Source organism: Kitasatospora sp. NPDC059648, from assembly GCF_042734825.1.
Taxonomy (GTDB): Bacteria; Actinomycetota; Actinomycetes; order Streptomycetales; family Streptomycetaceae; genus Kitasatospora.
Map to the genome: position 1 here is coordinate 32,193 of NZ_JBHWDU010000066.1, position 14,107 is coordinate 46,299.

Consider the following 14,107-nt stretch of genomic DNA (forward strand, 5'->3'; position numbering starts at 1 on the left):
GCCGAAAGACTGCCTACGAAGGGTAGCGCCCGCCCGGTCGACCGCCGACGCAGCGCCCGCCCCCGCGCGGTCCGGCGGCGAGGGGCGCGCGGGTGGCGCTGAGCGCCCGTCAGCGTGCTGCGAACTGCCCGGAAAGCGCCGCCGTTGGCTGGAAGTGCCGCAGACGGGTGCCCAGCCGTCCACGTACGGTCGTAGCTGAGACGGTCCACGCGACCACGCTCAGCACATCCGTCCCACCTGACGGCACGCCACCGCGCGCCGCACGTGCCGGGCGCGCACCGACCGTACGCCCCCGCACGTTTCGCGCCATCCAGCGCCATCCAGCGTCGTACAGCTCCCTACAGTCCCTACAGCGCCGCCCCGCGCACGGCCAGCGCCCCCGCGCGGGCAGCGTCCCCCGCCCACCGCACCGCCCGGAACCACCTGCCTGCCCCGGCAGGCCCGCGCCATCAGGCACCACCCGCACCACCCGCACCGCCGGCCTGAGTCGAGCCGCCACCGGCCGAACCGCCCGTCCCCGCACCAAACCCCGGATCCACCCCCCGTCGGGCCGCCCCGCGGCCCCTGCCCTGGAGTCTGGAGTACGGATGTCCACCGAGAACAGTGCGACCGGTGCCGGCACCGGCACCGCCCCGCTCCCCCCGATGCACTGCCTGCGCCACCTCGACCCCGGCCCGCCCCGGCTCGCCGCGCTGCCCACCGGCACCCCGGTCTGGCTGGTGAGCCGGCACGCCGACGTCCGGCAGGTGCTGACTGACCCGCGTCTGGGCCGCGCCCCGCTCTACGCGCCGGACGCCCCGCCGCTCATGGTCACGCCGAACATCCTGGACGACCCGCAGAGCATGCTGAACATCGACGGCACCGAGCACCAGCGGCTGCGCCGCACCGTGCAACGGGCGTTCACCCCGCGCGCGATCGCCCGCTGGAAGCCCTGGGTGGCCTCGGTGGTCGAGTCGCTGATCGACGAGCTGATCGACCGGGGCTCCCCCGCCGACATCGTCGGCGCCTACACCCGGCCGCTGCCGGTCGCGGTGATCAGCCGGCTGATGGGCCTGGACAACCTCGACAGCAAGCGGCTCGCGCACTGGAGCGACCACGCGCTCTCCACCACCGCCTACAGCGCCGGGGCGATCGCCACCGCGATGGCCGAGTTCGCCGCCTTCGGCGCCGAGGTGATCGCCGAGCGCCGCGCCGCCCCGGGCGAGGACCTGGTCAGCAGTCTGCTCGGGGCCGCCGCCGAGGACGGCTCGATCACCGAGGGCCAGCTGAACGCACTGGTCATCGGCCTGGTGGTGGCCGGGCACGAGACCACCATGACCAGCCTCGGCAACGCGCTGGTCTACCTGCTCCAGGACGGCCACGAGGCCTGGCAGCGGCTCGCCTCCGACGAGGCCAGTGCGGCCGCCGCGACCGAGCAGATCCTGCGGGCCGTCCCGCTCGGCGACACCGCGGAGCACATGCCCGGGCTGCTGCGCCGCACGGTGGAGGACGTCGAGATCGGCGGGGTGGTGATCCCGGCCGGCAGCGTCGTCGCCGCCGACACCGGCTCCGCCAACCAGGACCCGGAGGTCTTCACCGGGGACCTGCGCACCGATCTGTTCTCCCCGCTGGCCGCGCCGATGCTCACCTTCGGCGCCGGACCGCACCACTGCCTGGGCGCCTGGCTGGCCCGGATGGAGCTCGAACTCGCCCTGCACCGGCTCGCCCGCCGGCTGCCCTCGCTGCGGATGGCCGACCCGGTCGAGGACATCGACTGGCGGCGCGGGCTGCTCACCCGCAGCCCCAACGCGCTGCGGGTCACCTGGTGACGGGCGCCGCCGAGTCGGAGCCGGTGGTGGTCCGGGTCGACCGCGACCGCTGCATCGGCTCCGGGATGTGCGCCCTGAGCGCCCCCGAGTCGCTGGCCCTGGACGCCGACGGACGGGCCCGGCCGGTGGCCGAGTACGCCGACGCGGGCGCGGAGTTGACGGACGGGCTGGCCGAGGCGGTGGAGTACTGCCCGGTCGAGGCACTCTCCCTCCACGCGGCGCGCGGAGGGTACCGGATCGCCCCGCCGGAGTGACCCTCCGGCCGGTGCCCCCTGCCGCACCCGCGGCGGGCGGCACCGGCCGGATCGAGACCTCGGGTCAACAGGACCCGGCGGCTTTGCGTTCGAACACCGGCGCGCCGACCCGGCCCTCCAGCCGCTCGACCAGCTGCGAGACCCGTCCCTGCGAGAGCCCGAGCAGCTCGGCGGTCCGTCCGAGGTGCAGCTGGCGCACCAGGACGGAACGGAGACGCACTCCAGCTCCTGCAACGCCAGCTCGGGCAACACCGGCGACGGCACCGGGCTCGACGGCGCACCTTCCACCCGGGCAGCTGATGCTGCGGGCACAAGCCTCCTACCTCAGCTCTGCAACAGACGGTTGAAGAAGGTGCGGTACTGCTGGAGGGCGACCCGCAGCTCCTCGGTCTCGACCTCGTCACCCCGGTTCCACTGGCCTTCGAGGCTGCTGCGGCGTTCGGCGAAGGACGCGGCCAGTCGCTGCATGAGGTCGGCGACGAGGGCATCCGCGGTGTGGACGGCCTGGCGGGGGTCGTCGACGAAGTCCGTCTGCACCTGCTGCCAGCGCTCGCGCAGCTCCTGGGTCTCCGCCGCCGGGAGCAGCGGTTCACGGTCGGCGCTGCGGCCCTCGTCCGACTGGTCCGGCACCTCGCCCTCCTCGGCGCGGGTCGTGCGGTCACCTGCCTCGTCGGGGCCGCCACCGCTGCCGGTGGTGCCGGTCGTGCCAGGGGCCTCGGTCGTGCCGGTCGTACCCGCGATGTCAGCGGTGCTGGTCGTACCGCTCGTGTCGGACCTGTCGGACGTGTCGGACGTGTCGGCGTCGCCGGTGGCCTCGCCCGGGTAGACGGCCCGCTGCCCTTCCTCCCGGGCCTCGGTTCCCTCCTGTTCCTCGGAACCGAACACCGCAGTGTCGCCCCGGTCGGCCCCGGTCCGCTGCTCCTCCTCGGTGGCGGCGGACTTCTCGGTGGTCATCCGCCCCTTGTCGTCGAAGTGCATGTGTGACATCTCGGTCATCTCCTTTCGGCCCCGCTGCCCCGGCCCCGGGGCTCGTCACCGTTCAGGAGCTCCGCGAACAGCGCGCGGTAGTGCACCATCGCGCCCCGGAGTTCCTCGGTGGTGGCGTCGTCCCGTCGGGCCGAGGCGTTGGTAGCGTGGGCCGCACGGTAGTGCTCCAGCGTCCGTCCGTGCTCGACGGACAGGTCCCGGAGCTGCTGTTCGTAGCCCTCGGTGGGATAGCCGCGGTCGTGCATCAGCAGGGTGACCAGCCGGTCCGCGTGCTGGACGGCTTCGCCCGGCCGGTCGACGAACTCCTGCTGGACCCGCTTCCAGTCCTCGGTGTACCGCTGTCTCGCATCCGGTGGCAGCGGCGTGATCTGCAGCTGGTCGTGGCGCTGTTCCCGCTCCCGCAGGTCCCGCTCGGCAGCCCGCTGGCTGCCGGTACGGCGGACGGCGCGCTCGTACTCCGGGCCGAACCGCTGTTGCAGTCGGCGGCGGCGGTTCACGTACCACAGCACCACGGCGGCCAGGATCAGTACGACCACCACGGGGACGATGATCGCGATGAGGGTCCCGGTTGACATCAGGTCCTCCCTCGTCCTTCGGTGTCCAGCCGCTGCCCACAATCAGCGGGTCGAAACGTCCGCCTCCAGGACTGCCCGCAGTTCGGCGGCCGGGTCACCCTCGTGGTACGGGCGTTCACTGGGCTCGATGTGGTCCAGGAACTCCTGGTACCGCAGCGCGTAGGACAGGTGGTACAGCGGTTCGGCGAGTTCGAGGGCGCGGCGCGGGTCCGAGCCGGGGGCGTGTTCCCGCCAGGCTGCCGTCCAGACCCCGGCAGCGTGCTGCCAGGCCTCCGGGGTGAGGTAGGCGCGGGGGCGCAGGCCGTCCAGGGCGGGGTGGCCGAGGCAGGCGTCCGCGTAGTCGACCACGACCGGACTGCCGTCGTTGGTGCGCCAGTTCCCGGGGTGGAAGTCGCCGTGCAGGAGGGTTTCCGGGAGCCCGCAGGCGGCCAGCCGGTCCAGCAGTGCGGGCAGCTCGGCGGCGAAGTCCCGCAGCCGGTCCTGCTCCGCGGCCGTCAGGTCGGTCTCGGCGGGGAGGCGGTCCAGCAGCGCCAGGAACTGGGCGTGCAGCGCGGCGGGCGTGCGGTCGCGCAGGCCCGCGAGCGCGCTCGGGCGGCCGGCCAGGGCCGCCTGGGCGGCGACGAAGCGCGGGACGACGTCGGCGACGGTCCCGGTGGACGGGCTCCAGCAGTCCTCGCCGGGGACGTGGTCGAGCAGCAGCCGGCCGTGGGCCGGGTCTGCGGCGAGGACGGTCGGGACGAGCGAGGGGTCGGCGGCGCCGAGCAGCGCGATCACCTCCCCTTCCAGGGCGTTGAATCGCGGGCTGGTGGTCTTCAGCCAGGCGTCGGTGCCGGTGGCGGTGGGGAGGCGGAAGAGGCCGGACAGGTTCCAGGTCCGGATCTGCCGCGCGGCCGCGGCCGGGCGTCCCGCCGCGGCGAGCCGGGCCTGCGCCCAGGCGAGCGCCGCGCGCAGGCCCTCGGGCGTGGCCCACGCGGCGCGCCGGGCGGCGGGCGCCAGCAGGGCGGCCGTTGCGCCGTCCAGCGGGCGCGGTTCGAGGGTGCTCGGCCGCCGGAGCGCCTCGGCGTGGTAGCGCACCCGGCCGCCGTGGCCGGGCTCCTGGCTCTGCCCGTCGACCAGTCTGGTCACCAGCACCGGCACTCCGGCCAGGTCCGTCGCCCGTGCGACGACCCCGTCCACCGAGGACCACCATCCGAGGTCCGTCTCGAACGGGCCCAACTGCCCGTAGTACTCGTCCTCGTGGGTGAGGTCGACCGTCACGGTCCGGCTGTTCGCTCGCTGCATCCGGGCAGCTTCGCCGACCGGTCGCCGGGAAAGCGAACGGTTTTCCACCGGCCGGGTCGTCCGTGAGAACATCCTGTGGTGCGCAGACTGACGGTTCTGGGAACGTGCGGGGCCTGGCCGGAGGGCGGTCGGGCCGCGAGCGGGTTCCTGCTGGAGTACGACGGGTTCCGGCTGGCGCTGGACCTCGGTTACGGGACGCTCCCCCGGCTGCTGGAGCACTGCGGCGCCGGGGAGTTGGACGCCGTGGTGATCACCCACGAACACCCCGACCACTGCGCCGACCTGAGCGCGCTGTGCCGCGCCCGCTACTTCGCCGAGCCCCGGGGCGTGCGGCTGCCGCTGTACTGCACTCCCGGCGTGGTCGACCGGGTCCAGGCGATGGAGCCGAGCGAGGACCTGGCCGAGGTCTTCGAGGTGCACCGGATCCCCTCGGCCGGCCACCGGGTGGGGCCGCTGCGGCTGGAGTCCGCGCCGCTGCCGCACCACGTCCCGCACGCGGGCGTCCGGTTGACGGCTCCCGGTCTGACCCTCGCTTACAGCGGTGACGCCGGGCCGGACGAGGCACTGGCCGAACTCGCCGCGGAGGCCGACCTGTTCGTCGCCGGGGCCACCCTGCGCGGCCTCGACCGCGACCCGCACCTGCTGAGTGCCGCCGAGGCCGGGGCCTGGGCCGCCCGTGCGCGCGCCCGCCGACTGCTCGTCACCCACTTCTGGCCCGGCGCGGACCGCGGCGGGTCGGTCGCCGAGGCCGCGAGCGGGTTCGCGGGCGAGGTGGTCGCGGCCGAGGAGGGCCTGGTGCTTCCCTGCTGAGGCTCCGCCGCCCCGAGCGTTCCCGGGGGGCGCACCCGGCGCCCGGTCAGAACTCGTCGAGCGGTTCGTCCAGCACGCCCTCGCGCGCGATGATGTAGCCGAGGTGGCCGCGGCTGCGGCTGCCGAGGAGCTCGCTGGCCTTCTGGATGTGGCTGGAGACTGTGCGGGTGCTCATCCCGAGGCGGGACGCGATGGCCTCGTCGGTGAAGCCGTTGACCATAAGCCGCAGCACGTTGCGGCGGGTGCGGTCGGTGAGCAGCCGGGGGCGGTGGTGGCCCTCCAGGTAGGTGACGGGCTCGGCGCGTTCCCACATCAGCTCGTAGATCTTGAGCAGGTACTCGACCAGCGGCGGGAACTGGATGAGCACTGCCGCGGCCTCGCGTTTGACGCCGGCGGGGATGAAGGCGGTGGAGCGGTCGCAGATGATGACCCGGTCGAAGACCTCGTTGAGGGTGCGCACCTGGGCGCCACGGGCGGCGACCTGCTCGATGTAGGCGAGCGTCGGGCCGTGCGAGCGCACCGTGTGCTGGTAGAGGGTGCGTTGGCGCACTCCGCGTTCGGCCAGGGCGAGGTCGCGCGGGAGGGCGTCGGCGAGCTGGTCGGCGCCGCGGCCGCCGCCGGGCTGGGCGGTGCGCAGTTCCTCGGTGCAGGCGGCGACGGCCTTCTCCAGCGCGGGGTTGATCTCGTCACCGGCCAGCAGGCGGATCGGGAGCTGGGCCTGTCTCATCACGTCCTGGTAGGCCTGCTCGGCGGCGGTGAAGACGGTGCGCAGTTCGGCGAGCTGCTCCTGGTGGGCCAGCACGGCGAGTTCGAGCGGCCGGGTCAGACCGGTGACCGCGAGGTCGGGCGGGACGGGGGCGAGCCGCTGCCCGGCGCCGGGCAGGGTGCGCAGCAGGCCCAGGCTGAGCAGGCACTCCGGGGCCTGGCCGGCGGCGGCGCCCTCGGCGAGGGCGGTCCGGTAGTACTCGATACCCCGGTCACAGAGTTGGGGTGTCCCCTTTTCCGTGCAGGTGTCCTGGGATACGCACATCTGGGCATCCTTCCGGCTTCGGCATTGCGCTTTCACGAATGCCCGCACCGGCTACAGCCAGGCATCCGAAGGGGCAGGATGGTGCCTGCCTGCTGTTCGGACGCATCCCCCCCGGGCCACGACAGCCGCGAGTGTACGCCCTGAAGGCGCGGAAATCAGCGGTTCACGGCGAAACCGGGCATGCCCGGAAACGGCGTCCGACGGTGGTGACGGCGAGGACGACGGTACCCGGCTGTGGTGACGGGCGGATGGCCGCCGCATTGCATGTCGACCCGTCAGGGCCGCCGGAGCGAACGGCCGGTGGTCCGGCCGGCGGACGGACGGAGGGCACCCCCTTGTTGCGAGTTGATCCAGATCCGCAGCCCCCACCCGCGGACCTGGCCGAGCTGGTGGACCAGCGGCTGGTGCGGCAGCTCGCGGAGGCCGCCGCCGCGCAGGTCGGTTCCGGCGCGGTGCGGTTGCTGGGCGACGGCGGACTGCTGCAGGCGCTCGCCAAGCAGTTGATCGAGCGCGCCCTGGAGCTCGAACTCCAGGAGCACCTGCGCGGAGCCGGCACCAACAGCCCGACCGGCGCCAACGGCCGTACGGTCGCCGGCCGTCCCGGTGGCCCCAACGGCCCCAACGGCGCACGGGCCAGACGGCTGCTCACCGAGATCGGTCCGGTGGACGTACGGGTGCCGCGCGACCGCGACGGCAGCTTCGCGCCGCGTACGGTACGGCCGCGGGCCCGTCGGCTGCCCGGCCTGGACCGGCTGGTGGTCTCGCTCACCGCGCGCGGACTCAGCTCGGGCGAGCTGGTGGCGCACCTGGCCGAGGTGTACGGGGTGGAGCTCAGCCGGGAGACCGTCTCGGTGATCACCGATCAGGTGCTCGACGAACTCGCCGACCGGCGCGGGCGCCCGCTGGACCCGGTCTACCCGGTGGTCTTCCTCGACTCGGTGCGCAGCGGCCGCTCGGGCGGCCCGCTGGTGCACCTGGCGCTGGGGATCTCCGCCGACGGCCTGCGCGAGGTGCTGGGCCTGTGGCCGGCCGCGGACGGGGAGCACTGGCCGGGGGTGCTGGCCGGGCTGGCCGAGCGGGGGGTGCGCGAGGTCTGGGTGCTGGTGGGTGACGCCGGGGCGGGGCTGGCCGAGGCGGCGGCCGCGCGGTGGCCGCGCACGGTGGTGCACACCTCGGTGGCCCACCTGCTGCACGCCGCGCTGCGGCACGCGCCGGGCGAGGACTGGAGCGGGCTGGCCCGGGGGTTGCGCGAGATCTGCACGGCGCCGACGGAGGCGGCGGCGCTGGAGCGGCTGGGCCGGGCCGAGCGGGAGTGGGGCCCGAGCCACCGGGAGGTGTTCCGGGTGTGGCGGGCGGCCTGGCCGCTGCTGGCGCCCGGTTTCCGGTTCGGTCCCGAGGCGCGGCGGGTGCTCGCGGGCGGGGGCGCGCTGGAGCGGCTGCACGCCCGGTTGCGCCGGATCGAGCAGGCGGCGGGGCGGGTGCGGGACGAGCGGGCGGCGCTCAAACGGGTCTACCTGGCCACGCTCGCCCTGGAGTCGCAGGCCGGGGTGGGGCGGCCGTGGGCCGGAGACTGGCCGGCCGTGCGGGAGGAGCTGCGGCGGGGTTCCCGGCACTGAGCCGGCTCCAGGGAACCGACCGGGCCTGCCCCTGCCTCGCCTCCCACCACTGATCTGACAGAGCCAGGTGCTCTTTGCATCAGATCTGCCCGTTTTTGACACAGTCTGTTCACGCTTCCGGTTCCCGCATTGCGTGATCCCGATAACGGCCAGAGCTTCCACGCCAGTTTGGGCCTCGGCAGGATTCATTCACAGCGAGGAGCGCACATACCGCCCGCTCAGGAAGAGGAATTCGCCATGACGGATCTTGCCGCTCGCATTCACAGGATGCTCGGGATTCTGGCCGTTCTGCTGGTCGCCGTCATCGGCTTCCAGAGCCACACCGGACCGTATCAGTCCACCGCTGCCGCCGGGCCCTCGGCCATGCACGGGGACGACTCCGGCTGGGGTCCGTGAACTCGACGGAGCTGAGCCGGTGACGGCGGGTCCACACGGTCCGTTCACCCCGCTCCCGCGCAATTCCCCCCTCCTCGCAATTCTCCGAACCGAGAGGAAACCGACGATGGCGAACCCGTTCGAGGACCCCGAGGCCGAGTACCTCGTCCTGGTCAACAACGAGGGCCAGCACTCGCTGTGGCCGGTCTTCAGCCCGGTGCCCGACGGCTGGCAGCAGGTCTTCGGCGCCGCCGCCCGCCAGGACTGCGTCGACTACGTCGAGCAGCACTGGCAGGACCTGCGGCCGAAGAGCCTGGTCGCCCACCTGTCCGGCCACTGACCGGCGCGCCACCGGCACCGCACCACCGGCACCGCACCACCCCACCACACGCTCCCCCGGCCGCCCGGAGACCCCGGGCCGACCGGGCCGACCGCCCCGCGGGCCACGCCGCAACGAGGGAGAGACGCACATGTCCGGGGACCAGCAGACGCACAGAGCCGACCCGCGGCCGGCATCGGCCGAGGTGCTGTGTCGACTGTTCGCGGAGGTGCTCGGCCGGGAGTCGGTCGACCCCGCGGCGGGCTTCTTCGAGCTGGGCGGCGACCGCCCCGCCGCCGTGCGGCTGCTGGCCCGGGTCCGCGCCGAGCTCGGCTTCCGCGTGCCGCTGCCGCTCCTGCTGGACGCCCCCACCCCGTCCGCGCTGGCCACCCGGCTGGCCGACCGGGCCCCGGCCCCTCCCGACCCGCGCCCCACCCTCACCGGCCTGGTCGACGCCCAGGTGACCCGCACCCCGCAGGCCCCCGCGCTGTACGCGGACGGCACCACCCTCACGTACGCCGAGCTGGACGCCCGCGCCAACCGGCTCGCCCGGGTGCTCGCGGACCGCGGCCTGGGCACCGAGGACGTCGTCGCGCTCGCCCTGCCGAAGTCCCCCGAGGCCGTCGCAGCGATCCTCGCCGTGGCCAAGACCGGCGCCGCCTGGCTGCCCGCCGACCCGGCCTACCCCGCCGAGCGGCTGCGCCACATGCTCACCGACTCCCGCGCGGCCCTGGTGCTCACCACCGCGGCCACCGCCGAGCGGCTGCCCGACACCGGAGCCCCCCGGCTGCTGCTCGACTCCGCCGAGCACCTCGCCGCGCTCGCCGACCGGCCCGGCGCCCCGTTCACCGCCGACGAGCGGGTGCGGCCGCTGAGCGCCGGGAACACCGCGTACGTCATCTACACCTCCGGCTCCACCGGGGTGCCCAAGGGCGTGGCCGTCACCCACACCGGGCTGCCCAGCATGATCGGCACCCAGGTCGCCGCGACCGGGGTCGGCCCCGGCAGCCGGGTGCTCCAGGCCGCCTCGCTCAGCTTCGACGTGTCCGTCTCCGACCTGGCGGTGGCCCTGACCACCGGCGCCGCGCTCGTCCTCCCCCGCGAGCAGAGCCAGCTGGTCGGCGACGCGCTGGCCGCCCTGATCGACCGGTACGGCGTCACCCACGCCGATGTCGCCACCGCGATGGCCGCGACCCTCCCGGACGCCCCGCTGCCCACCCTGCGCACCCTGGTCGGCGGCGGCGAGGCCATCCCGCGCGAGCTGGCCGCCCGGCTCGGCCGCGGCCGGCTGATGCTCAACAGCTACGGACCGACCGAGACCACCGTCATCGTCACCATGAGCGAGCCGCTCACCGGCGCGGAACAGCCCCCGATCGGCCACCCCTGCCGGGACGTCCGCATCCACGTGCTGGACGAACGGCTGCGCCCGGTCGGGCCGGGCACCGTGGGCGAGCTGTACGTCTCCGGCCCGCACCTGGCCCGCGGCTACCTGGGCCGCCCCGGCCTGACCGCCGACCGCTTCGTCGCCTGCCCGTTCGGCGAGCCCGGGGAGCGGATGTACCGCACCGGCGACCTCGGCAGCCGCCGGCCGGACGGCCAGCTGGACTTCCTCGGCCGGGCCGACGACCAGGTGAAGATCCGCGGCTTCCGGGTGGAGCCCGGCGAGATCGAACAGACCCTCTCCGCCCATCCCGGGGTGCGCCAGGCCGTGGTGCTGGTGCGCGAGGACCGCCCGGGCGAGCGCCGGCTGGTCGGCTACACCGTCGGCGCCGCCGACCCGGCCGAGCTGCGCGCCCACTGCGCCGAGCGGCTGCCCGACCACATGGTGCCCACCGTCGTGGTGCTCGACCGGCTGCCGCTCACGCCCAACGGCAAGGTCGACAGGCACGCCCTGCCGGCGCCGGTGTTCGGCGCGGGCGAGGAGGGCGGCCGGGCCCCCGCCGGGGAGCTGGAGCACACCCTCGCCCGGCTCTTCGCCGAGGTGCTGGGGATCCCCCGGGTCGGCGTCACCGAGTCCTTCTTCGAGCTCGGCGGCGACTCCATCGTGGCCATCCAGCTGGTCTCCCGGGCCCGGCACGCCGGGCTGCAGCTCACCCCCCGCTCGGTCTTCGACGCCCCGAGCGTCGAGGCACTGGCCCGGCTCGCCCGCCCGCTGGAGGGCCCGGTCGCGGTCGAGCCCGAGGGCGCCGGCCTCGGCGACGTGCCCCCGACGCCCATCGTGCACTGGCTGTCCGAACAGCGCGGAGCCGTCGAGAGCTTCCACCAGTCCACCCTGCTCGCCCTCCCCGCCGGGACGGCGCCCGCCGAACTGGCCGCCGCCCTGCAGGCCCTGCTGGACCACCACGACGCCCTGCGGGCCCGTACCTCCCCGCTCGCCGAGCGCCCCTGGACGCTGCACGTCCCCGCCCCCGGCGCCGTCCCCGCCGAGTCGGTGCTGCGCACGGCCGTCGGCCCGGCCACCGCGCAGGCGCTGCTCACCCAGACCGAGGCCGCCCGCGACCGCCTCTCCCCCGAGGACGGCCGGATGCTCCAGGCCGTCCGCTTCGACGCCGGCCCGGAACTGCCCTCCCAGCTGCTGCTGGTGATCCATCACCTGGTGGTGGACGGCGTCACCTGGCGCATCGTCGAGGAGGACCTGCTCGCCGCGCTCGCCGCCGTCCGCGAGGGCCGGCAGCCTGCGCTGCCGCCGGTGCCCACCTCCTTCCGCCGCTGGGCCCAGCGGCTCACCGCCGAGGCCCGCACCGACCGCCGGGCCGCCGAACTCCCCTTCTGGCAGGCCACCCTGGCCACCCCGGACCCGTTGCTCGGTGAACGCCCCCTCGACCCCGACCGGGACACCTACGCCACCGAGGGCACCCTGCGCCTCGTGCTGCCCGCCGGGACCACCCAGGCGCTGCTCACCCGCGTCACCGCCGCCTACCACGCCCAGGTCAACGACGTCCTGCTCACCGCGCTGGCCCTCGCCCTCGGCCACTGGCGCGGCGGCGGGGCCACGACCGGGCCGGACGGTGCGGTGCTGCTCAGCCTGGAGGGCCACGGCCGCGAGGAGGTCGTCGACGGCGTCGACCTGCACCGCACCGCCGGCTGGTTCACCTCCGTCTACCCCGTACGGCTCGCCCCCGGGGCACCGGCCTGGTCCGAGGTCACCGCCGCCGGCCCCGAACTCGGCCGCGCCCTCGGCCGGGTGAAGGAGCAGCTGCGCGCCGTACCGGACAACGGGATCGGCTACGGGCTGCTGCGCCACCTCAACCCGGCCACCGCTGAGGTGCTCGCCGGGTACGCCGAACCGCAGGTCGAGTTCAACTACCTGGGCCGCTTCCAGCCGGAGGGCGTCACCGCCGAGGACGTGCTCGCCGGGGCCGAGGCGATGACCGAGGGCGCCGCCCCCGGCCTGGCGCTCGGCCGGGTCCTGGGCCTGGACGCCACCACCGTCGACACCCCGCAGGGCCCGCTGCTGGTCGCTCAGTGGTCCTGGGCGGGCGGACTGCTCACCGAGGAGCGGGTCCGCGCCCTCGCCGAGGCCTGGTTCACCGCGCTGGGCGCCCTCGCCGAGCACGCCGAACGGCCGGGCGCCGGCGGGCACACCCCCTCCGACTTCCCGCTGGTCGACCTCGGCCAGGAGGAGCTGGACCGGCTCGCCGGACTCCACGCCCCCGCCGCCCTGGTGGACGTCTGGCCCACCTCCCCGCTCCAGCAGGGCATGGCCTTCCACGCCGCGTACGACACCGACGGCGCCGACGTCTACACCTCCGTCTGCACCTTCGACCTGACCGGTCCCGTCGACGCCGAGCGGCTGCGTGCCGCCGCCGAGGCGCTGCTGCTGCGCCAGCCCAACCTCAAGGCCGGCTTCCACCAGCGCCCCGACGGACCGCCCGTCCAGGCCGTCCCGGACCGGGTCGAACTGCCCTTCACCGTCCTCGACCTGACCTCCCACGCCGACCCGGCGGCCGAGGCCGACCGGATCGCCGCCGCCGAGTACGGCCGCCGCTTCGACCTCGCCCGGCCGCCGCTGCTGCGCTACACCCTGCTCACCCTGGCCCCCGGCCGCCACCGGCTGATCGCCGCCGCCCACCACATCCTGCTGGACGGCTGGTCCACCCCGCTGTTCGCCGAGGAACTGTGGGCGCTGTACTTCCGGCAGCCGCTGCCCCCGGCCGCCCCCTACCGCGAGTACCTGCGCTGGATCACCCGGCGCGACGGCGCCGCCGCCCGCACCGCCTGGGCCGCGGCCCTCGCCGGAGTGGACGAGCCCACCCTGCTCGCGCCGGGCCGCACCCCCGCCGCCCCGCGGCTGCCGCTGCGCCTGCACACCGGCCTCACCCCCGAGGCCACCGAGGCGCTCGGCCGCACCGCCCGCCGCTACGGCGTCACCCTCAACACCCTCGTCCAGGCCGCCTGGGGCGTGCTGCTGGCCCGGCTCACCGGGCGGGAGGACGTGCTCTTCGGCACCACCGTCTCCGGCCGGCCGCACGACCTGCCGGGCGTCGAGCGGATGATGGGCCTGCTGATCAACACCGTGCCGGTGCGGGTCACCCTCGACCCGGCGGAGAGCTGGGGCCAGTTGCTGCTGCGCCTGCAGCACGAGCAGTCCGCACTGCTGGACCACCAGCACCTCAGCCTCACGGAGATCCAGCGGCTCGCCGGACTGGGCAGCCTGTTCGACACCGTCACGGTGTACGGAAACTACCCGGATCCGTCCGCCCTGGACGAGGCCGACCCGACCGGCACCACCCACGTCAGCCTGGTCGAGGACGTCGACAGCGCCCACTACCCGCTGCTGCTCGCCCTCACCCCCGGCGACGGCCTCCAGCTGCGCCTGGACCACCAGCCGGACGCCTTCAGCCCTGCCGAGGCGCGCGCCCTGCTGGACCGCTTCCTCGCCCTGCTCGACCGGATCGTCGCCGACCCGGCCGAACTCGTAGCCGCGGTCGACGTGTTGACCGAGGCGGAGCGGGAGCAGCTGGTGTCCGGCTGGCACGGGCCCGTCGCCGAGCTGCCGTCGGCCGCGGTGCCGGAGCTGTTCGAGGCCCGTGCCGCCGCGACGCCGGAGGC

Annotated in this window: 12 protein-coding genes; 6 read left to right on the plus strand and 6 right to left on the minus strand. The window is 75.0% G+C overall.

Annotation, left to right across the window (positions count from 1 at the left end; genetic code table 11):
- The first annotated feature begins 587 nt into the window (after window positions 1-587).
- Window positions 588-1,808, plus strand: a complete 1,221-nt coding sequence (locus ACFV1W_RS29725) for a cytochrome P450 (RefSeq protein WP_380420337.1) — start codon at window positions 588-590, stop codon at window positions 1,806-1,808.
- Window positions 1,805-2,062: a ferredoxin gene (locus ACFV1W_RS29730; RefSeq protein ID WP_380420338.1), complete on the plus strand. Its 258-nt coding sequence runs from the start codon at window positions 1,805-1,807 to the stop codon at window positions 2,060-2,062. Before ACFV1W_RS29725 ends, ACFV1W_RS29730 begins: the two co-directional genes overlap by 4 nt.
- A gap of 64 nt (window positions 2,063-2,126) precedes the next feature.
- Here ACFV1W_RS29730 and ACFV1W_RS29735 read toward each other — a convergent pair whose 3' ends face one another.
- The 4 genes from ACFV1W_RS29735 to ACFV1W_RS29750 form a co-directional block, all read right to left on the minus strand.
- Window positions 2,127-2,282, minus strand: coding sequence for a LysR family transcriptional regulator (locus ACFV1W_RS29735; RefSeq protein ID WP_380420339.1), 156 nt, complete (start codon window positions 2,280-2,282; stop codon window positions 2,127-2,129).
- Window positions 2,283-2,386: 104 nt separating this feature from the next.
- Complete coding sequence (locus ACFV1W_RS29740; RefSeq protein WP_380420340.1) at window positions 2,387-3,058, minus strand: hypothetical protein; 672 nt, start codon at window positions 3,056-3,058, stop codon at window positions 2,387-2,389.
- Window positions 3,055-3,624, minus strand: coding sequence for a hypothetical protein (locus ACFV1W_RS29745; protein ID WP_380420341.1), 570 nt, complete (start codon window positions 3,622-3,624; stop codon window positions 3,055-3,057). The genes ACFV1W_RS29740 and ACFV1W_RS29745 overlap by 4 nt, the downstream gene beginning before the upstream one ends.
- Before the next feature lie 42 nt (window positions 3,625-3,666).
- Complete coding sequence (locus tag ACFV1W_RS29750; RefSeq protein ID WP_380420342.1) at window positions 3,667-4,905, minus strand: phosphotransferase family protein; 1,239 nt, start codon at window positions 4,903-4,905, stop codon at window positions 3,667-3,669.
- A 78-nt stretch (window positions 4,906-4,983) separates the two neighbouring features.
- Between ACFV1W_RS29750 and ACFV1W_RS29755 the strand changes: the two genes are divergently transcribed.
- Window positions 4,984-5,715: an MBL fold metallo-hydrolase gene (locus ACFV1W_RS29755; protein ID WP_380420343.1), complete on the plus strand. Its 732-nt coding sequence runs from the start codon at window positions 4,984-4,986 to the stop codon at window positions 5,713-5,715.
- A gap of 46 nt (window positions 5,716-5,761) precedes the next feature.
- Here ACFV1W_RS29755 and ACFV1W_RS29760 read toward each other — a convergent pair whose 3' ends face one another.
- Entirely contained in the window at window positions 5,762-6,745 is a 984-nt protein-coding gene (locus ACFV1W_RS29760; RefSeq protein WP_380420344.1) for a LuxR C-terminal-related transcriptional regulator, read from the minus strand.
- Window positions 6,746-7,083: 338 nt separating this feature from the next.
- Here ACFV1W_RS29760 and ACFV1W_RS29765 point away from each other — a divergent pair, with 338 nt between their 5' ends.
- Window positions 7,084-8,361 carry an IS256 family transposase gene (locus ACFV1W_RS29765; RefSeq protein ID WP_380420345.1) on the plus strand — a complete coding sequence of 426 codons (1,278 nt, stop codon included), beginning with the start codon at window positions 7,084-7,086 and terminating at the stop codon, window positions 8,359-8,361.
- 189 nt (window positions 8,362-8,550) lie between these two features.
- On the opposite strand, the gene ACFV1W_RS29770 is transcribed toward ACFV1W_RS29765, so the two are convergent.
- Complete coding sequence (locus tag ACFV1W_RS29770) at window positions 8,551-8,682, minus strand: hypothetical protein (protein WP_380420346.1); 132 nt, start codon at window positions 8,680-8,682, stop codon at window positions 8,551-8,553.
- 181 nt (window positions 8,683-8,863) lie between these two features.
- On the opposite strand from ACFV1W_RS29770, the gene ACFV1W_RS29775 reads away from it, so the two are divergent.
- Together ACFV1W_RS29775 and ACFV1W_RS29780 are read left to right on the plus strand one after the other, a co-directional pair.
- Window positions 8,864-9,076, plus strand: a complete 213-nt coding sequence (locus ACFV1W_RS29775) for an MbtH family protein (RefSeq protein WP_380420347.1) — start codon at window positions 8,864-8,866, stop codon at window positions 9,074-9,076.
- Between the two features lie 130 nt (window positions 9,077-9,206).
- The coding region (locus tag ACFV1W_RS29780) for an amino acid adenylation domain-containing protein (protein WP_380420348.1) at window positions 9,207-14,107 on the plus strand (4,901 nt) is incomplete at its 3' end.